Consider the following 19,934-nt stretch of genomic DNA (forward strand, 5'->3'; position numbering starts at 1 on the left):
CCGGGCCGTCGACAGCCGGGGCCGCACTGTCGATTTTTATCTCTCCTCCCGTCGTAACAGCAAAGCTGCATACCGGTTTCTGGGTAAAATCCTCAACAACGTGAAGAAGTGGCAGATCCCGCGATTCATCAACACGGATAAAGCGCCCGCCTATGGTCGCGCGCTTGCTCTGCTCAAACGCGAAGGCCGGTGCCCGTCTGACGTTGAACACCGACAGATTAAGTACCGGAACAACGTGATTGAATGCGATCATGGCAAACTGAAACGGATAATCGGCGCCACGCTGGGATTTAAATCCATGAAGACGGCTTACGCCACCATCAAAGGTATTGAGGTGATGCGTGCACTACGCAAAGGCCAGGCCTCAGCATTTTATTATGGTGATCCCCTGGGCGAAATGCGCCTGGTAAGCAGAGTTTTTGAAATGTAAGGCCTTTGAATAAGACAAAAGGCTGCCTCATCGCTAACTTTGCAACAGTGCCGAGTTATCTTTTTCCACCTGATGCAGCGCCGGAAGATCAGGCCGCGCAGTCCGAACGCTGGACGACGGTTATCATCTGTGCCGCGCTGCTACACGATCTGGGTAAACTTGTCACGGATGTTGAGGTGGAGGACGCCAGCGGGCAACGCTGGTTTCCGTGGCATGGTCCACTGACCCAGCCTTATCGGTTCCGCTATCTGCCGCAACGTGATTACCTGCGCCATCCGGCTGCGGCAGCCCTTCTGCTCACCCAACTGCTCCCACCGGAAAGTCTCGACTGGCTCGCCGCCGATGCTGCTGCCTTGTCCACCCTGCTGCACTGCCTGAACGGACAGTATCAGTATGCCGGGCTGGCGGGTGAACTGGTGCAGAAAGCCGACCGGGCGTCGGTGGCGTTTAATCTCGGCGGCGATCCGGTCAAGGCCATCCATCGTCCACAAACCTCGCTGCCACAGCAAATTATCACTGCCTTACGCGACCTGCTGGCAAATGAGTTTCGGCTCAACAACCCAAACGGCGGTTCTGATGGCTGGCTGAAGAAGCGCTGTGGCTGGTCAGTAAGAACGCTGCCGATGCTGTCCGTGGTTGGTTGCTGCGCCAGGGTATTGACGCCGTACCGCAGCATAACGTGCGGCTGTTCGATGATATGCAAGCACACCAGTTGCTCATTCCCTGTGAGGATAAAGCCATCTGGCATTGCCGGATTGAGGCCAGCGGCGGCTGGAGCAGTGAACTCACGCTGTTACGCTTTTCCCCTTTGCTAATTTGGGAAGATCCGCAACAGCGGCCCGCAGCCTTCATTGGAACCGTCACACCGATAACGGGAGTCCGAAGCGGAGATTGCAACGAACACCGAAGTAGAACAACCATCCCCTCTACCCGAACAGGACGATACCCCGCTATCAGGCGAAGCATTCTGGCAGTGGCTGGTGCGTAACGTTCAGGCTCAACATCTGGAAGTCAATGAACCTAACGCCCGGATCCATACCGTCGCCGGATCGGTGTTTCTGGTGACACCTGGTATTTTCAAACTCTGGTTGAGCGCCTGCGGTCAGAATGTCCCTGAAGAATACTGGCGGGAGGTACAGAAGAAGTTCCAGAATCTGAATCTTCACCGAAAACAAAAAAACGGCCTCAACATCTGGCACTGCGCCGTTGTCGGCCCACGCCGTTGTTCACGTCTGAAGGGATATCTGCTTGACGATCCCACGCCGCTTTTTGGAGATGACGTTCCCTTTAATAACCCTCATCTCTTGCTCAGTGAAGGAGAAGACACCCATGACCTTTGAACAGCTCCTGGAAGAGTATTTTTTTGCCCGTCTGTTGCGCCCTGAAACCCAGAGCTGCTATTGCACGGCGGTAAATCAGTTTACCCACTGGCGCAACGTACTGCCCGCCGAAGTCACACCGCATATGGTGCTGGAGTGGCGTCATTACCTGTTAAATGTGCGATGTATCAAGCCGGTGAGCTGGAACCACTATATGCGCCATATGCGAGCCTTGTATAACTTCGCGATTGAACAGGGATTACTGGAACAGTTCATCAATCCATTCCAGAAAACATCACTGCGGGAATCTCGTAAGAAAAAGAAAACCCTGACCCACGAGCAAATCCTCGCATCCCGTAAAGTGCTGAACCAATATATCGAACGGGAGAAAATGCAGCGTGGCTATCGTTCGCCTTTATATCCGGCATGGTGTTGGCTGACCGTGGTTGAAACCTTCAACTACACCGCGATCCGGCTGAATCAGCTTATCCATCTGCGCATTAAGGATGTCGATCTGGTCCATGACACGCTGTTTATTCAGAGCGAAAGCAGCAAAAGCCATGATGAACACATTGTTCCCATCGCCTCCCGGCTGCGGCCCTAGCTGGAGCATCTGCTTGAAGAAGCTAAAACGAGAGGAATGCGGGCTGACGATCAGTTGTTCAACATCAACCGCTTCAGTCGGCGAACGCTACGGCAGGGCAAAGCAATGACGGAAAACCAGGTCAGTTATTTCTTTTCCAAACTCAGCAATGCCTGCCACAGCCGTTTTTCATCGCACCGCTACCGCCATACCGTTGCCACAGAATTGATGCAGAAACCGGAGCAAAATCTGTATGTCACGCAGAAACTACTCGACCACCGCGATATTAAGGTGACGCTCAGCTATATTGAACACAATGTCGAGATGCTCAGAAGTTGCGTGGAGAGATTGACAAAACAGGGAGTGAGTGAAAAGATCCGGCCCGAGGCGTTATAAACAAAAAAAGCCGGAGATGCGGCCATTTTGTAGTTGCCGTCAACGTCCAGCTTCATTGTACAACGTACTGATTGTTGTAGATTTTCCGATTACCATTATCGTTTTTGGTGCGAAGGCCGGACTCGCACATTAACATTAACCTCATGATTTAAATCATTTTAAAATAAACAAAAAATAGATGTACCAACGTCGATACCAACACATTAATTCGTTGCTTTTGGGACTCGAATCGGGGCAAACACTCCCCTCCTCTAGCTGAGTTCAGATTCCCCATAAAGAAGAGAGCACACTCCGTCTGAAAGAGTAGTGCTCTATGTGATATTAAATTATGCGGGTCACAAATGCTCATCACGCCTGAGCTCAGAGGTCCCAACGATGATGGCTCTGGGTTCACTACTGATACAAAGTGAATAGCCATTGCTGTTGACGGCATCAATCAGCTCAGTGAGTACAATACCGTCAATCTCAACGACAATTCTACCCATATTGAGGGCCATGGCACTGACGCTGTCGGCTTCAACGTTAAGAGATATTTTCATTGTTCATTCTCCTGATCGGAGCCTTTACCTTGAGTAATACGGCTTATTATTCTGTAACCGCTTCCCATACTCAGACCAGTTACCTTTCTGGCTCTTAGAATATCTACGTCGGTAATAAAGGATGAGCGCTCCTGGATGGTAAACCCCGGGCGATCAGTGCGAACTAATTCGTATTTTTCGACAATAAAATTCAGGGCATCAACTAAGGTAATTCCGGCGTCGATATGTTTTTGAATCACACCATCATCGCCAAATGGCGTATCGTTCAGTTGAAGGCCATAGTGCTGCCCCAGTAACTGTTTCAGCAAAGTCTGCCAGATGGCTACGGGAGCCAGGCAGGTCTGCGCCGCCCTCAACGGGGTTATGAGTTTTGTCTGCATCGTGGGTATTCTCTTATTTCGAAAATAGGAAAGTGAATGAAGAGCCGGATTAAAGGAAGATGTTGAAATAGTTATCTGGTGTGAAGCGTTGGGTACACAGCCAGATAAACATAGCCACAAGAGCCCAGTGTATCAGCATTGCAGGTTAGCCCTTTCGCATACAGGGTAACGGTGTGCTGGTGATAGGGATTAAGTTCGCCGCTGGTCAGCATCAACTCCAGTTGCTTCATCAGCAGCGGAAAAGCCTGGTCCATATGACGCCAATCTACCTCGTTAAATACCCCGGTGATACTGGCCCGGTCAGCCAGGTAATGCAGGCGGTTTCCCTCCTGGACCAGACGCGCCCCGAAGTGTGGTGTGATGTCGCATTTCAGCCCCCATTGCAGAGTATCCGTGACTTTATTGCCGGTATCTTTTTTCATGTTGATGTTCCTGTGCTGGTGGTTAGTTGGGAATGATGCTGCGAAGAATGACATACGGGCCGTGGCGGTCCTGACAGCGTTCGGCAAAGACGGCCAGTACACCGCTGACATCCTGCACCTCTCGTCCGTAGTAGTGGCAGACGCTACCAGACCAGTAATATTTTCCAGTACAGAAGCGAAACAACCGCGACTGTGGATGCTGGCGGTATATCGCCATCGCCTGACGTTTGCTGATAATTTTCATGCTGTTGCTTTCCTCAGAGGTTACAGCCATCCCCGCTCGGCAAATGAGACGATATCCATTCCGCCAACCACCAAGTGGTCCAGCAGCCTGATATCCACCAAGTCGAGTGCCTGTTTAAGACGCTCTGTGATTCGTCTGTCGGCACCGCTGGGCTCTGAATGTCCAGACGGATGATTGTGTGCGAGTACGGCCGCTGCAGCGTTATGTTTCAGGCCTGCCTTCACCACTTCGCGGGGATGCACATTTATGCTGTTGATGGTTCCGAGGAACAGCATGTCGTCGGCGATAAGCCGGTGCTGATTGTCCAGCCACAGGACTATGAATGCCTCGCGATCCAGTGGGGCAAGCTGCAAGCGTAGCCAGTCGCGGACTGCATGACTGGAAGTAAAAGCCGCGCCGGGTTCACGTAACTGGCTCTCCAGCAGAGCCAGTGCTTCCAGAATAGTTCGCTGTGCAGTGGCAGGTAATTCACAGGCAAACAGAGGTAATTGCCGTTTCATGGTCATCCCCTTCAGTCGATGAGGTGCATGATGGCGCTGCATTCGGGGTGGCTTAGTGCGTAGCCACGCAACCGGTAATAGTGGGCCGTCATGGCATCACATTCCGTTCGGCAGGCATGATGGCTGTATTCCAGCAGACAGGCCGCGATACCGGCCGCCATGGAGCTCATTTCGGCGCGGTTGCCATTCATGGTATTGAACAGTGTCCACTGTTCATCGTTCTCATCATCCGGCTCGGGGGCCATAAAAGCCCCACCATTGCTGAGTGTGTAAAAACGCCAGATGCCGCCGCTGTAATTTTCACAAAGCCGGTCCATCCAGCCGAAGATACGGGGCTCCAGCAGTATCCACTGCGGGATACCGCCAAAGTGCTGCGGCCAGAAATGAAGTCGCTGTGCATCAGGCAGCAAAGTAGCGGTAATGGGAACCGTATTGTCAGTACTGACGGGCATGTGCAGACTGGTGGTGTTACTCATGGGATGTTCCTTATGAAAGATAATCATTGAGGTCTCGCTGAACGAGGCCTTACGGTTGAGAGATAGATTTCAGAGGGGGACAGAAAGATGGGTTATTGGCAGATTACGTCGTCCAGGCGGAAGACCAGATACCATCCGCTTCAGCTCAGCGCCTGCTGCAGCTCTTCCGCCATTACCCATAACGCACGATTCAGCTTGATGTCGCTGTCGATACCGTTTACTGCTCTAGTCCGGCTGCATTTCCCCTGTGCTGAACGACCGGACAGACCTCCTTTACTCAGATTTTCCTGAAGCCGGTTAAAGACGCTCCAAAGGTCATTCTGTTCATCCTGCCAGCGGCGGGCACTCAGTATCTGGGATTCGGTGACGGGCTGATGCTCCTCGCCAAAACGGTACGTCAGGGCTGCTTTGGCCAGCGCCTGCTGCGCCAGAGGTGGAAGCAACAGAGACTGCATGGCATCTCGCTTCTCCTCCACCCGGTCAAATACCCCGAGCACTTCATAAGCCCCTTCAATGACTTTTCCCACCACATCTCCTTTATGGGGCACCCTCACTTCACCCAATGACGTACCGCAGACCAGGCCGTTGCAGCAGACGCTGCGGAACAGTCCCGGCAGCATCTGGTAGCTGCTGGAGCCGTCATGCGAGTTGAGCAGAATAATTTCCGGGACCTGTTGACCGGTAATTTGCCCGGCACGACGCAGGCGCAGCATATGCTTCGTGTGTTCCCGGCGGCTCAGGTCACGGACGCGTGTCTGGCAAGCAAAGAATGGCTGAAAACCTTCACGCTGGAGGCTCTCCAATAGTGTGATAGTAGGGATGTACGCATAGCGCTCACTACGGGAAGCATGCTTCTCTTCACCGAACACGCTGGGGGTATGTTGCATCAGTTCGTCATGGGTTAAGGGGCGGTCGCGGCGGATCAGATTAGCGCGACCAAAGCGGCTGGCTAATTTCATGGGGTTTACCTTTGTGGATGACATAAACGAAAAAGCCCTGCTCATACGAGCAGGGCTTCAGATGGGGTGTATCAGGGAATGGCGGGATTCTGTAATGACAGCGAAAGTTACTGCACGGTTATTTCGGGTCCGTGTCAGCCTGGCTATTCCCCGCCGGTAAAGTGGCTTCAGCAGGCGCAGCCGTTAAACCACCTTGTATAATTTTGTGTTTAGCATAAGCCTCCGGCATCGCATTGATGCAGTAGGTGATATAAAACACGTTGAAGATGATGAGGTAGAAGATATTCATCTTCAGCTCAAACTTAAAAGTATTCAGCACATAGCTCTGCAGCGCCGAGCGGGCTTTAAAGGCCCAGATGATGTACATCACACCGCTGGCAATAGACAACACGCCGCCAAGCATGGCAATGGCGTCCATTGTCGGGTCATAGCCATACATCTCCGGGTCGGTGGTGCCCATCACACTGAGCTGGCGTGAAATGCCATAGCAGATGGCTATCCACAGAACGTAGAGGTCGGAGGAAAATGAGACCTTCGTGGTGTCGATGATGATGCCTTGTTTGCGGTAAAGCCACATCAGCGGATAAATGCCAAAGGTGACGAAGGAGAGTAAAACAAAATTCAGCGTTTTCGTGTTGAGGCGTGTACTGAGTTCATTAATAGCAAGCATTATTTATCCTTAAACAGAGGGTAATACTGAAAGAGAACGGGTGAGTCTGGGTTGTAAAAGAATGGAAAGCATTATTTTCCGGAATACATATGGTTACGGACCTTCACCCACCATTTCCCGTTACTGATTTTGTAATCGACCTTCATATCGTTGCATTCGTCGATTTCCGGGCCGACGTATTTTCCGGATTCCAGGTTCAGTACGCTGATATTGCCTGCCGGGCAGGACATCCCCATATCGGTTCGCAGAATGGCAAATTTTCCGCCAGAAGCAACGACAGAAGTGCCCATATCGAGCGTCATCATTTCGTCACTGTCGATGTGTATCCAGCCCTGTTTGCCACCACAGCCGTTGCACCACAGACCATCTCCGGATTCAGTACTGGCGAGGATATAGGGACTGTCGGGAATATGCGTTTGCGTAGTTATGGTAGCCGCGATGGCTAATGTCGGCATGGCAAGGATAAATATCGCTGCGAAGAGCACCGTATTTTCTGATAATTTCATTGGTTACCTCACTGGTTTGCATCCCAGAAATCCTTAAAGCCACGCCCGCTGATTTTAAAATCACCGGTCATATCAGAGAGCGTGATGACATGGCCCTGTTCACTCAGGTAATTCACCAGCCACTGCTGTGTCGGTTTACCACGAATAATCAGGGATATCTGACATTCCCCTTTTTTCTGCCAGATGTGGCGCTCCCCCTGTACAGGCTGTTTATTGAGGGTCAGGACCACATTGGTGTTTTCCGGTGTCTGACAGACCTTTTTGCTCCTCTCATTTGTCTTCACCTGGATATATTCATGCCCGGGCGTGTCATCCATAGAAAACACGCTGTTTCGATTAATGGTGTAGTAATACTCTCCGCTGGCGTATCCCCAGTCGCTGCCCGCTAGGGCGGGTGTGGATGAGAAAGCCAGGAGTGCCAGTGTGGGCAGGGTCAGTTTTTTCATATTGATTTCCCTATGGGCCGAACGTGTCGACGAGGAATATCATTGCGAACACGATGAAAATCGTGAGCAGGATATTGATAATGAGGCAGCGGAAGATTTTCCGTGCCAGTCGGTGCGGGAATGCCATAGCGCCCCTCAGTCTCTGACGATGAGGAAGAAGAGCAGCCCGGCGAGAATCGGGTCGATTATCATCGCCAGGATAAACCATCCCCAGAATGACCGCCCGGCCCCCTTCGCCAGAAAGCCCAGCACGACGGCCAGAAAAATCCATAACAAAACCAGTGGCATGTCATCTCCTTACCATTACATCCGGAAGCCGGAGCTGTAACAGCTATCCTGTTGATTTAAATTAAGTAGTCATTATTGCTGGCTAATTTTATAGCCGCAATATAGATAGGGATAATGAATAAAACAGATCGGAACGATCGACAAAATCGATCATGAACAAGCAAAATGCTTTATCGACCGGTGTGAAAAACTAATCGAAAAAGAAGGACCAGACGCTGCGGGCAACGTGAACAACGGTATGCGTAACGGCCTGTAACGCCCTACGAGCAACCTGTGGCAACGGGGCGCTGTCAATGACCCGGTCAAGCACCTCAACAACGACGTCGCCAAAGCTGCTGCGGGCGGTTTCCCGGACGGGAGCGGAATGATATGACTGATGCAGGTGGGGCAGCAGCGGACTGCGTACCTGCTTTGGGAGGCGGTTTATCATCTGCTCCACAATGCGGGACAGGTGGTAGCGCCCCTTTACGGACACCGGGATGATATCCTTTTCCTCTATACGTAGCTGGCTGGCGACGGCCTGCTGTTTACGCTTGATATTCTCAAGCTGGTCGGGAGAGGGTGTTGCAGAGTGCCGGTTCCACTGCTCAGATGGCTCCACCTTATCGACCTGATTGAGCACCCACAGCACTGGCGGTATGGCACTGCCGGACCGGGCGAAAACAGAGTGATAAAAGGCCTCTTCCACAGAGAAAGCCCGGTCATCCGCTTTTAACACCCACAGCACCATATCCAGCTTCGGGAGCTGCTCCCGATAGAGCTCGCGATATTCAGTATCCCGCTGCTGGCTTTCTCCTACACCCGGCAGGTCGACCAGGGTAAGATAATGTTGACCAAATCGCAGACGAACACGTTGTGGCTCGCGGGTACAGGCTTCCACGGCATTAACAGCGCAGACTTCACTGCGAAACAGGGCGTTGCAGAGTGATGATTTTCCTACACCCGTTTTGCCCATAATACCGATGACAGGTTCGTAAGTAATAAGCTGGCTGAGCTCCTTAACCAGAGCGTGGCGTAATACCCGGGGATAACGGCGTAAATGACGACGGATAATCTGATAGCCGGATGGATGCTTCATTGAACACTCCTCTGAAATGAAACAGGCCATCCCGGAGGATGGCCTGTTGGTTTAGATATGCTGTTATTCAATGATGTAATATATAATTGAGATTTAATTAAATGCCTTTATCTTCGCTGTCTTTTTCTTATAACTTCTGACTCAATCATTTTTTCAATTACTTCTGACATGCTTCTGTTAAGTTCGTCACATAGCCAGTCCAGTTTTTCTTTGGAACTCTCGGGCAGAAAGATATTCACAGCCTTCATCCCTTTCTTGCTATCTCTGAACGTTTTTTGATATCTTGATTTGTTCAGCTTCGACATAAATACCGTTGTCGAGTCATCTCTGTCATTGTGATGGTTCTTTGCTGCAAAGAAATATACAAAAGCAAAAATGGCATAAAATTTATCTTTCTTAGTGGTTGTAGTGAAGTTTTTATCCATCACCTCATTACTGAGAAGATACTCTGATAACCATTTAATCATTCCTGTATCTTTAAGGTTTAACCATGAAAAATAGTCTCTTGCCTCCATTCGAGAGAAAGTGTTTTTCATTAATGAAAGCGTAAGTGTCTTGTCACCATGAAAAGAATCTGATATATCGAATAAGAATTCTATAGCCCTGATTCGACTATTATGGTCAGTAACTGATACGTTGATATTATCTGTTAATGCCTTAAATATTTCATCATTAATAACGAGAGGTGTTTCTTTTTTAATGTTCTCCCCGCTTTTAGTATCTTGGAATTCATTAGTAATATTAGTGGCATAAATAGGATTTTGAAATCCAAACTTTCTCCATTCAAGTATCGAGATCCACACAAACATTGAAGCCTTTTCATCAGAACGAATCCAGCTATATTCATTGTCAGGGACTAGGTTTTCTATTTTATTTTTTATCTTTTGCTGTATGTATTCTTTGTTTCCTGGTTCAGATTTGTATATCGTGTTTTCTAGAGAGATGTAATCGCCACTTAACCCATATAAAAACTTTGATAGTAACTTAGGATAATCAAAAGCATAAGCGATACAAATAGCCTCTCGTCTGCTTTTAATTCTCCTGAATTTCTTTTCATCAAGCATTTTATCAAACATATCATCAACTACTTCAAAGCTATCCATAAGCATCCTTTATGATTGTTTTTCAGTGGCTTCACTGTAGAACTACATGTAGCAAAGATAATGATTATTTAGTTGGTTTGATGGTTTGATTGCAATCAATTTAACGTGTGTTTTTTGTGGTTTTTGTAGTGTGCATATGGTCATGATAATGATGATATTTGTTTATAATCAATGTGGTACTTACATTGCCGCAATGTGCCGCTAGTTCAGGCCCTTGCCGGAGTTGGTTCTGGTTTAGATTTGTGTTGATGAGATCATATGCATACAGGAGTATAACGACAATAGGATGGTGATTGATAGACATAAGAGAGTTATGTGTCTGCTGTGCAGCTCTGTTCGGAGGGGAGTTATGAGGGGGTATATGCATTCCCGTATTTTAATGAATTTCTGTTATGATATTTATCATTGTTAATGATAATCCCAGGTAAGGGATGTCACTCTTTTTTTGAACGAGGGGTGTTACTTAGATGAACGCATTTTTGACGGCACACTATAGTAATCGACGGTTAAGTGGCAGTTCGACTCAAACCACTTGGATTTAATTAAGGTATATTTATATAACTATAAAGAAGTGAACGCAAGGATATATCACCCCAGTAATTATCTCTGACATGCTCAGGCTAATCAGTCAACACATCACACTCCTCATTCGATACTCTTAAGTACCTCTAGCTCACAACACAAACCACATAACTCATAATCTACATACACCACTCTTCTCATGTCAAACAACACTGAGGGGAAGAACATGCATTACGAAATAGAGACTAATGGCAAATACCAGATGAATAACCAGATACTACCTGAACTGGTACAACACTTCTACAGGCTTCTTACCAAATATTCAAAGGTGATCCCATTACGGATGGACTTCGGATATCGACGTACAGAACTATACCATCACCCCGATGACTGGGATATGTATCGACTTGCAGAGGAACTCATGCGAGATAGAAAAATATTGGGTTACTCATGGGTAATGGAATACTCACCTCTCAAGCAGTACCACTTCCATGTCATGTTTTATCTCGATGGTCAGAGCTTTAAAAGCAGCTATCGTATAGCAAGATATATTGGCGAGAGATGGGTGAAAAAAACACAGGGGGAAGGGATTTACCATATTTCTAATAAGAAACCGTATCATCAGGTCAGTGGTACAAAAATGATCCTGCATAACGACAGGAGACGCCAGCGTGAAATTGAATACATCCTTAGCTACATGGCCAAAGAAGAGCAGAAAGAAGCTCTGGAGATGCTTATTTACGATGTTAGCCTTATCCCTCCTGTTAGTGGTCGTGGCCGTCCAAGGAAATCATCTGCAGTGGTTGATATTATCAAGCAACTCAGCGGTGGTTATTCAACGCCATTCAAGGCGAGATAAAAATTTACACCGCTGATTCATCATCTGAAGGAATAACACTCATACCCCGTAATTCCTTCTCCATTTGATAACGGAGAAAAAGATGATGATTACCGAATACTCAGTTCTGAATGACCAGTTCGTCGATATGAAGTTTATTACCCAGTTAACAGGTTTAACGGATAAGTGGTTCTACAGGCTTATCCAGGATGGCCTGTTCCCGAAGCCCATCAAGCTGGGACGCAGCTCCCGCTGGCTGCGGAGCGAAGTGGAAACCTGGTTACAACAGCGCATTGCTGAATCACGGATCTGAACACGTATGGCTAAGAAACCTAAACACAGGACATGGCAGGCACCCGTGCGCTGGATTTGCAGGCAATGCAACCGGCAGTACAGCGGTGAGCGCATATGCCCCTTTTGTTACTGTGTAGACCACGTCGTTGCAGCCTCTGAGCGCTGAATTCCCACCCTGTATTAACCGCTTTCCCCAACCCCCTGATTATCTGATTCTTCATTCCGCCAGTGACCACGCTTAACGTTGCCCATATAGGGGCGGCTCACGTCTGCATGCTGTCTGGCGGTAAGGACCCTTACTATGTACGCAAAATCATTTCTGGCCCTCAACCCTGCCGGACGGCTTACTGGTGCCAGAACAGCGCTACGCTCCTCGTCTGACGTTTATACCTGCCATCACTGCAGTAGTCCTCTAGTGTTGCATGCTGAAGCCGATTGCCCCTGGTTTGCCCATACCGACGCAGCACTGACTGAACGAGGCAGACAAGAGTGCCCATGCACTCACCCTGCGGCCACTGAGGTCAGATTTATACACGAGCTACGTCGATACGTACCGAATGCGAAGCCGGTGGTTTACCACACCGTGCAATGCCTCAGAGAGCTAGGCTGCCACGTTGAGGGAGAAGTCATATGCGCATAATGGCATGTCATCTGGCTCTCAACCGCAAAGGGGCGCTGACAGGGGCCCGGAGTGCTGTAAGCAAGCCTGACGAGAACTGGCGCTGTCCGTCCTGTGATTCCCCGTTGATACTGCATACAGAGGGGGCCAGTAAACATCTCTGGTTTGAACACGACCAGCGGTCAGCGAATGATTACGCACTGATGCACTGTCAGTACCGGGACCATCGTGATGGATTACCGGGCGAGAGTAGACGGATGATGCTGTACACCATCCATGAGCAGGAGGTCCGCATGATGGCAGAAGCCTGGTATTGTGTCTGGTGTGGGCGTCATTATACAGGTGAGAAACACTGCGTGGCCTGCAACACGGGTATCTACAGCATTGAGGAAACCGTATGGCGGGAGAACTATACCTGTCCGGTTGATAACCCTGGCCGCAAACCATCTGAAGACCCACGCTTATCTGCATCAACATCAGGAGCCTGCTGACGATGGCGCATTCATTCAGACCCACCGAATATGTGATTACCGCTGATGGGGAATGGGTGGCTACCAGTGAGATCTCATATCTGCACGCCAGACCGTTACTGTGTGGCTCATGCCATATCCCGGTGCTGGTGACACAAAACAGCTCAAGCCAATATGAGCTCATTCACCGGCCGCGCTCAGAGATGGACAGGAAGCGGGTGAGCCGTTGTCGTTACCGAGCATCCTCCTCGCCGTCGACGGGCATACGGGGATTTTAAGCGGCAGGGCCTGACATGGTGGGTAACGGTATTCCAGTTGCCCACCTTTATATCTTTCTTGCGAAACAACACAGACAATCCACGATGAAACATAACCCAGCCATCCCTGCCGCTGATAATGCTGCGGATGGGGTAAACATACACACTTTCCTGCAGCAGGCCGTCGACCACTAAGTGGATAATTTTTTTACCCGTTGTTGACAACAATCGACCTGTTCCCATAAAGAGTGGGATATCAGTAGTACTAATGCGACTCCGCAATTGAAAGTAAGGCATTACAGTGTATATGCTTGAATTTTGATGCTAGGGCAAGCAGGACTCCACCTGCACCATTCCGCCAGGGAGTTAGTATGCGAATCGAAAAAGTTCGGGTCGAGGGATTTCGCCTCCTCCAGGATGTTGAAATCATGTTGGAAGATACTTCCACAGTGATCGTGGGCCGCAATAACAGTGGAAAAACATCTTTCACTGAGATTTTTGAAAGATTTGCCAGTGATAGCGGAGCGCGGTTCCGTCTTGAAGATTTTTCACCTGCTCAGCGTGATAAATTTCTCAAGGCTAGACGACTAAGGGAACAAGGCGCTAAAACAGAGGATATCCTTGCAGCACTTCCAACCCTATCTCTCACTCTTACCTTCCGCTACGACAGTACAGCTAAAAATCTTGGCCCACTTACCCCATTTATCATCGATCTTGATACAGATTCAACAACTGCGATTGTGTGTATTGAATACAAAACCTCTCCAGCAAACCTCAACATTTTATTTGATAATCAATCTGCACCAGACGGTGTTGAACCAAGGGCGTACTTCTTTCGTTCATTGCGAGAAACATTGCCAAAGGCATATAGCACCCATGTTTCAGCTATAGACCCAACCGATCCAAAAAATAGACGTAGCTTTGAAGGCTCTACTGATTTAGCAACATTAATGCAGTGCAATTTTGTTAGGGCACAAAGAACTCTCGATCATGCTAAGCATGGTGATGCCGATGTGATAGGTAAATTACTCAATACTCTTTTTAAAACAGCATCCACTCCAACTGCGGCTTCAAGAGATCAGGAACTTGCAGGTAAATTAAGAGAATCCGTCGAAGATGTTGAACGCAGTATGCAGGGAAGTTTCGATGAGATGCTAAAAAATCTGCTCCCCGCAATGGAAGTTCTCGGCTTTCCAAGTCTCAACGACACCGAGCTTCGACCTGAAACCTCATTGAACGTTGAGGCGCTCCTTACTGGTCATACAAAGGTTGTATACACAGGTATTGATGGAGTGCATCTCCCGGAAGGCTACAATGGATTAGGAACACGTAACCTCATTTACATGCTCTTACAGCTCGAAACTTACCATAAGTTATACAGAGCAAGACCTGTGTGTCCGGCTACACATCTCATTTTCATCGAAGAGCCAGAAGCGCATTTGCATCCTCAGATGCAAGAGGTATTCATAGCTCAGCTTAATGCCGCCATAAAAAAACTATCGGCAAGCTATCCGGATGAACCGGTGTGGAATGTGCAGTTCATTATTTCGACACATTCACCCCACGTTGCAAATGCAGCATCCTTTGAAGCTGTGCGGTATTTTCTCAATGAAACACCGGCCCCTAAAAGACCTCGTCAGACAAAAGTTAAAGATTTCAAAAAGGGATTAGGCTGTATCTCAGCTGAAGACCAAAATTTCCTGCACCAGTACATGACTCTGACCAAATGTGATTTGTATTTTGCAGATAAAGCCATTTTGGTTGAGGGAACAACTGAAAGGCTGCTAATGCCAAAGCTATGTGAATTAGTTGATCAGTCGCTAGACGACAAGCACAAGTTGGCCAGACAATACATATCTAATGTCGAAGTGGGTGGCGCTTATGCGCACATTTTTTACCCATTATTGGATTTCCTCGAACTTAAAACATTGGTCATAACGGATATCGATTCAACCCAGCCGGTGGAAAAACTAAATAAACGAGGAATAAAAACCACGACTTGGGAAAAATGCCCTGTCGCAGTGGGCCAGCGTACATCAAATGCAGCAATCAAAAACTGGTTTCGCCCCAAAGAGCACCCAGATAAAGAACAATGGCATATCACACCTGCAGAGCTGCTTTCAAAAACTGCCGCTGAAAAAATAAAAGGATTCCGCCGTATTGCTTATCAGATAGCAGAAAACCCGGAAAAAGGAATCAGTGCACGAAGCTATGAAGATGCACTTGTTCTGGCAAATCCAGGGCTGTTTACGTGGACAGGAGAGCAGGATACAGCGAATGAAGCATGGGAAATTGCCAAGACACTAGGGAAAGCAGATACAGCTTTGCGATTCGCCATTCGCGAGAAAGAATGGGCTGTGCCACGTTATATCCATGAAGGTCTAATCTGGCTTTCAGAACCACCTCCCCAGCCAGAAAAAATTAATGAAGCGCTAGCAGCTCCGGAGGTTATATGACAGAGGGCAAAGGCAATCCTGCGCTTATAGCAGCAGAAGAAGCACAAAAAAAAATCAATGATGCCCTAAATGCAAGACAAAGCTTTCGACTGGAGGCGGGGGCTGGTGCAGGCAAAACCTATTCGCTTGTAGCCGCACTGAAGCGTTTGATTGAAGAACAAGGGCCCACTCTCGTACGATATGGGCAAAAAGTGGCTTGTATTACCTATACTGAAGTTGCCCGAAATGAAATCGCACAGGAAATCGAAGAGCATCCAGCCATTCTGGTTAATACTATTCATGGTTTCTCATGGGCATTCCTGCGCCCATTTCAGAAAACATTGCGTGAGCTCCTCGGGGAAATGGAGGATAAAAAAGAAAAGATTGAGCAAGGCGGTGGTATTGGAGCAAAGTCGGTGGAATATGATATGGGCTTCTTTGGAGTCGACGAGAACAGAATTTCGCTGAGTCACGATGACATTCCGAATATGATGGCAAAACTTTTGCAACGGGATAAATTCCGACAGATTTTCAGCCAGCAGTTTCCGGTGCTCTTTATCGATGAATATCAGGATACTCATCGTCAATTTATGGAAGCAATTACTGAATACTTCCTAAAACCAGCTACGGGTCCGCTAGTTGGCCTCTTTGGCGACCATTGGCAAACTATTTACAGAAGTGAGTACGAACTTGCAGAATATCCTATCAAAGAGATTGCGAAAGGTTCTAACTTTCGTTCAGTTCCTGCTATTGTAAATGTGTTAAATAAGTTACGCCCTGAGCTACGCCAAGAAGTTCATAACCCTGAAGCAAAAGGTGAGGCTCGATTCTTCCACACTAATAACTACAAAGGAGAGCGGACCAATGACAGGCACTCCAAAGATGATCTACTTTCCGATCTGGCTCGACAGACACGTGTATCGTTAATGAAGAGACTACAGGCTGAGGGATGGGACCTAAGTAAAACAAAAGTGCTCATGCTCACCCACAACGTACTTGCTGCTGAGCAGGGTTATCCAAGCATCGTCGAGATATTCAATGGAAGAAATGATCTCTTTGCCAAAAAAGAAGATCCTGTCATCAAATTCTTTGCTGAAAATGTAGAACCTATGTGTGAGGCCTATTGCACATCCCGTTATGGTGATATGTTTAGGATATACGGATCTGGACCAACAATAACTCAGCATCAGGATAAAGCACGCTGGCGTAGAGATATGGATATTCTAATAGAATTGCGTGAAGAAGGGACTATCGGACAAGTTATTGATCACCTGAAAATAACTAGGCGTCCGGCTCCACCAGATCGTGTATTACGCCGAGACGAAGAATTTAACTCTCTGAATGGTGCCCTGGTGCCAGAAGGCTCATCTGCACTTGATAGATACAGCAAGCTCAGAGACATTCCCTACAAAGAAGTTATTGAGATTGCTAAATTTATTGAAAAGCAGACTGCCTTTGCAACACAACACAGCGTCAAAGGGGCAGAATTTGAGAACGTTCTGGTCATACTTGGTGGAGGATGGAACCATTACAACTGGCCACAACTTCTGGAACTCATCAAAACTAAAGCTTTGACCGCAAAAAATACAAAAGGATTTTATCGCGCCCGCAATCTGTTTTATGTTTCCATCTCTCGGCCAATGATAAGACTTGCAGTGCTTGCTACACAGAACATGTCAGATAAAGCCTTAGAGGCTATGGAAGACCTTTTTGGAAGAGAAAATGTTGAAGGATTGGTTATCACGTAATATACAGAATTAGAGCTGAATTATATTACCAATAAGTTAATGGTCGTGTAAGTATCCAATTCAAACACGCCAGGAACTCACATATATCTAACGTGCAATTAGGTTCACACCGCCTACTCATGGCACACAACCGATATGACACGATTATCATATCGGTTGTGTGCAAAAAGCGGATGCTCAAATGCATTTTGTGGGTATATCTTAAATGAGCTCTAGCTTGATTGTTAGCTAATCATAAGAACGACCATATTATTACTTGAAAAAAAATCCTGGTTATGCTAATTATCAGAAAGTTTAAGGCATGCTCCTGAGGAGCCCATGAAAATGATACTTAATAATATTTACGAAGAGGAGTTTAATGTAATAGGAGAGTCTATCGGAAAAATAATAAAAGATGGTACTGATGACTCTAAGAAGATTATTTTTATATGTGGAAAAGATAAAAGCGACATTTCAAGTTATAGATATAAAATTTCAGAAATTCTTTCCCATGAAAAAAATTATCAACTTGCTTATCCAGAAGATCTTTTTGAAGATCTATTAGAAGGACAAGCTAATAACAGCCTCCTTAAACTCGAAGAACAGTTAGCACAAGCCGTAGACCTTATAATATTAATACCTGAAAGCCCTGGTTCCTTTGCCGAGCTTGGTGCCTTTTCGATGAGAAAAGAGCTAGCTCAAAAAATGTTAGTTTTCAGACAAGGAAGATATAAATCAGATAAAAGCTTTATTAATCATGGACCAATAAGATTAATAAGAGAATATAAAGGTCACGTTCAGGATTTGCCAAATGACTTTGATATCACAAATTCCCTGCATGTTTCTTCCGTAGTAAAAAAAGTAAAAAAAATGATACCTTCCGGAAGGAAAAAGAAAAATATAGATAACATCTTATTATTCCAACATTATATTTTACTTTTTATATATCTTTTTGATAAAGTTGAAATGCAAATAATAATGAAACTTTTGAGCATTATTTTTAACAGAAAATTAGGGAATGATGACTATATCGCAAGTAAGGCCGCCATACATTCATTAATCAGAACATCTATGATTGAAAAAAACAATAACGGATATGTAATCAGGCATAAGGGATTCGAAAATATACTTCAACGATATTACGCTTTAAATGACATAAATGAACTAAGAATCAAAATAATGAATAAACAATTAGGTAGACAAACATTATCATCTAAGTGATAATGATTGCACTAGCTCCTAAGCGGGATCAAGCTGTTTATGAGAGGCCTAAACCGTTTACAGTAAGATTCAGTGGATAGAGAATCAGTTACTCTATACCCACAAGAAAGCGCTCTTTTTGACAGTGCGATCGATACACCGAAACTACAGCCGTAGTTTAGGTGTATCGTACGCACCGTTCATGATTCATTTTTCCGCTTTCAGCGGAGTCATGAATCATTCCCTTAGCCGTTAGGAGCTAGATTTTCTAAGATAGATGAGGATATCGATGTCCAATCAATATCAAGGCCTATATACCCAAAGACTGCTTTCATTACCTATTCTGCAGGATCTTGATGATCTAGCAACAAAAACTAGGCTCCCTAAAGCGCTGCTTGTTAAATATATTCATGATAATGAGCGTTTTTATAATTCTTCTTATATTAAAAAAAAATCAAAAGATCTTAGACATATCAGCAATCCCAACCGAGAGCTCAAAGCTATTCAACGGTGGATTCTACGAAACATTCTTAGTTCTTTATCGCCATCGCCATATGCTACAGGCTTCATCCAAAAAAAATCAATAATTGACAATGCCCGCCCCCATCGCGGTAATCAATATATTCTCTCCATTGACCTTAAAAATTTCTTTACCACCGTAAAGGCATCATATGTATTTTCCATCTTTAAATCCGTAGGGTACGCCTCGAAGTTAGCATATTACTTAACTTCGATCTGTACACTCAATGGCGCTCTACCTCAAGGTGCACCAACCTCTCCGATGCTATCTAATTTAGTTTGTCTGAGAATGGATGAAAGGATAGGTAAATACTGTGAAAATAAAGCATTAACATACACTCGTTATGCCGATGATATTACTATCTCCGGAAATAAATTGGCAGTAATTAAGAAGGCATGGATTATTATTAAAAAGATAATATCAGAGGAAAGTTTTATCGTTAACAAAAAGAAAGAAATGCTGTCTGGTCCACGCTCTCAAAGAAAAGTGACTGGAGTTATTGTTACGCCAGAGGTTGGAATAGGCAGAGGAAAGTATAATTTCTATAGAAAAAAGATTTTTATTTTAGTTAAGAAAAATGATACAAATATGAGCGATGTAGTCAACGGAATATTAGCACATGTCAAAAGCATCGACCTAGCAAAATATAATAAATTAAATGAATATTTTATACAAATAAAAAAGTAAAATATTGATAGGATCTTGATTATTTT

22 protein-coding genes and 3 pseudogenes are annotated in these 19,934 nt (G+C 46.4%); 12 read left to right on the top strand and 13 right to left on the bottom strand.

The window, feature by feature from the left end; genetic code table 11:
• From OGV50_RS02625 to OGV50_RS23545, 3 pseudogenes are all read left to right on the top strand, one after another.
• Positions 1-430, top strand: a pseudogene (locus tag OGV50_RS02625) (IS6-like element IS26 family transposase); the annotation flags it as partial.
• A 53-nt stretch (positions 431-483) separates the two neighbouring features.
• A pseudogene (gene mobH, locus OGV50_RS02630) lies at positions 484-1,770 on the top strand (MobH family relaxase); the annotation flags it as partial.
• Positions 1,760-2,728 (top strand): annotated as a pseudogene (locus OGV50_RS23545) (tyrosine-type recombinase/integrase). The pseudogenes mobH and OGV50_RS23545, both read left to right, overlap by 11 nt.
• Before the next feature lie 335 nt (positions 2,729-3,063).
• On the opposite strand, the gene OGV50_RS02645 reads toward OGV50_RS23545, so the two are convergent.
• The 13 genes from OGV50_RS02645 to OGV50_RS02705 all read right to left on the bottom strand — a co-directional run bounded on the left by OGV50_RS02645 (position 3,064) and on the right by OGV50_RS02705 (position 10,339).
• The gene (locus OGV50_RS02645) at positions 3,064-3,267 is read right to left on the bottom strand and encodes a DUF5983 family protein (RefSeq protein ID WP_286488277.1); all 204 of its coding nucleotides are present in this window, start codon (positions 3,265-3,267) and stop codon (positions 3,064-3,066) included.
• The gene (locus tag OGV50_RS02650) at positions 3,264-3,647 is read right to left on the bottom strand and encodes a TA system toxin CbtA family protein (protein ID WP_286488278.1); all 384 of its coding nucleotides are present in this window, start codon (positions 3,645-3,647) and stop codon (positions 3,264-3,266) included. Before OGV50_RS02650 ends, OGV50_RS02645 begins: the two co-directional genes overlap by 4 nt.
• Positions 3,648-3,718: 71 nt before the next feature.
• On the bottom strand, positions 3,719-4,069 hold the full coding sequence (locus OGV50_RS02655) for a type IV toxin-antitoxin system YeeU family antitoxin (RefSeq protein ID WP_286488279.1): 351 nt from the start codon (positions 4,067-4,069) through the stop codon (positions 3,719-3,721).
• Between the two features lie 22 nt (positions 4,070-4,091).
• Positions 4,092-4,313, bottom strand: a complete 222-nt coding sequence (locus tag OGV50_RS02660; protein WP_286488280.1) for a DUF987 family protein — start codon at positions 4,311-4,313, stop codon at positions 4,092-4,094.
• Between the two features lie 20 nt (positions 4,314-4,333).
• Complete coding sequence (radC, locus tag OGV50_RS02665; RefSeq protein ID WP_286488281.1) at positions 4,334-4,813, bottom strand: RadC family protein; 480 nt, start codon at positions 4,811-4,813, stop codon at positions 4,334-4,336.
• An 11-nt stretch (positions 4,814-4,824) separates the two neighbouring features.
• Positions 4,825-5,289 carry an antirestriction protein gene (locus OGV50_RS02670; protein ID WP_286488282.1) on the bottom strand — a complete coding sequence of 155 codons (465 nt, stop codon included), beginning with the start codon at positions 5,287-5,289 and terminating at the stop codon, positions 4,825-4,827.
• A 140-nt stretch (positions 5,290-5,429) separates the two neighbouring features.
• Positions 5,430-6,248, bottom strand: a complete 819-nt coding sequence (locus tag OGV50_RS02675; RefSeq protein WP_286488283.1) for a DUF932 domain-containing protein — start codon at positions 6,246-6,248, stop codon at positions 5,430-5,432.
• Between the two features lie 118 nt (positions 6,249-6,366).
• On the bottom strand, positions 6,367-6,918 hold the full coding sequence (locus tag OGV50_RS02680; RefSeq protein WP_286488284.1) for a DUF4234 domain-containing protein: 552 nt from the start codon (positions 6,916-6,918) through the stop codon (positions 6,367-6,369).
• A 71-nt stretch (positions 6,919-6,989) separates the two neighbouring features.
• On the bottom strand, positions 6,990-7,424 hold the full coding sequence (locus tag OGV50_RS02685; protein WP_286488285.1) for a hypothetical protein: 435 nt from the start codon (positions 7,422-7,424) through the stop codon (positions 6,990-6,992).
• An 8-nt stretch (positions 7,425-7,432) separates the two neighbouring features.
• Entirely contained in the window at positions 7,433-7,870 is a 438-nt protein-coding gene (locus tag OGV50_RS02690; protein ID WP_286488286.1) for a hypothetical protein, read from the bottom strand.
• Positions 7,871-8,005: 135 nt separating this feature from the next.
• On the bottom strand, positions 8,006-8,158 hold the full coding sequence (locus OGV50_RS02695; protein ID WP_167809833.1) for a hypothetical protein: 153 nt from the start codon (positions 8,156-8,158) through the stop codon (positions 8,006-8,008).
• Between the two features lie 190 nt (positions 8,159-8,348).
• Entirely contained in the window at positions 8,349-9,236 is an 888-nt protein-coding gene (locus OGV50_RS02700) for a GTPase family protein (RefSeq protein WP_286488287.1), read from the bottom strand.
• A gap of 107 nt (positions 9,237-9,343) precedes the next feature.
• Positions 9,344-10,339, bottom strand: coding sequence for a RepB family protein (locus tag OGV50_RS02705; RefSeq protein WP_286488288.1), 996 nt, complete (start codon positions 10,337-10,339; stop codon positions 9,344-9,346).
• 748 nt (positions 10,340-11,087) lie between these two features.
• On the opposite strand from OGV50_RS02705, the gene OGV50_RS02710 reads away from it, so the two are divergent.
• The 9 genes from OGV50_RS02710 to OGV50_RS02740 all read left to right on the top strand — a co-directional run bounded on the left by OGV50_RS02710 (position 11,088) and on the right by OGV50_RS02740 (position 19,908).
• On the top strand, positions 11,088-11,720 hold the full coding sequence (locus OGV50_RS02710; RefSeq protein ID WP_286488289.1) for a YagK/YfjJ domain-containing protein: 633 nt from the start codon (positions 11,088-11,090) through the stop codon (positions 11,718-11,720).
• Positions 11,721-11,805: 85 nt separating this feature from the next.
• Positions 11,806-12,012 (top strand): helix-turn-helix transcriptional regulator, encoded by a 207-nt coding sequence (locus OGV50_RS02715; protein ID WP_214143688.1) that lies wholly within the window; start codon positions 11,806-11,808, stop codon positions 12,010-12,012.
• Positions 12,013-12,018: 6 nt separating this feature from the next.
• A complete protein-coding gene (locus OGV50_RS23605) occupies positions 12,019-12,159 on the top strand; it encodes a putative zinc ribbon protein (RefSeq protein WP_502873415.1) in 141 nt (46 codons plus the stop codon).
• 135 nt (positions 12,160-12,294) lie between these two features.
• Positions 12,295-12,633 carry a DUF7828 domain-containing protein gene (locus OGV50_RS23550; protein WP_214143668.1) on the top strand — a complete coding sequence of 113 codons (339 nt, stop codon included), beginning with the start codon at positions 12,295-12,297 and terminating at the stop codon, positions 12,631-12,633.
• On the top strand, positions 12,624-13,103 hold the full coding sequence (locus OGV50_RS02720) for a putative zinc ribbon protein (protein WP_214143669.1): 480 nt from the start codon (positions 12,624-12,626) through the stop codon (positions 13,101-13,103). The genes OGV50_RS23550 and OGV50_RS02720 overlap by 10 nt, the downstream gene beginning before the upstream one ends.
• Positions 13,104-13,710: 607 nt before the next feature.
• Positions 13,711-15,795, top strand: coding sequence for an ATP-dependent nuclease (locus OGV50_RS02725; protein ID WP_286488290.1), 2,085 nt, complete (start codon positions 13,711-13,713; stop codon positions 15,793-15,795).
• Positions 15,792-17,522: a UvrD-helicase domain-containing protein gene (locus OGV50_RS02730; protein WP_286488292.1), complete on the top strand. Its 1,731-nt coding sequence runs from the start codon at positions 15,792-15,794 to the stop codon at positions 17,520-17,522. Before OGV50_RS02725 ends, OGV50_RS02730 begins: the two co-directional genes overlap by 4 nt.
• Positions 17,523-17,840: 318 nt before the next feature.
• On the top strand, positions 17,841-18,722 hold the full coding sequence (locus OGV50_RS02735) for a retron St85 family effector protein (protein ID WP_214143672.1): 882 nt from the start codon (positions 17,841-17,843) through the stop codon (positions 18,720-18,722).
• A 268-nt stretch (positions 18,723-18,990) separates the two neighbouring features.
• Complete coding sequence (locus OGV50_RS02740; RefSeq protein ID WP_214143673.1) at positions 18,991-19,908, top strand: retron St85 family RNA-directed DNA polymerase; 918 nt, start codon at positions 18,991-18,993, stop codon at positions 19,906-19,908.
• Positions 19,909-19,934 lie beyond the last annotated feature (26 nt).

Source organism: Citrobacter sp. CK180, assembly GCF_030333655.1.
Taxonomy (GTDB): Bacteria; Pseudomonadota; Gammaproteobacteria; order Enterobacterales; family Enterobacteriaceae; genus Citrobacter_B; species Citrobacter_B koseri.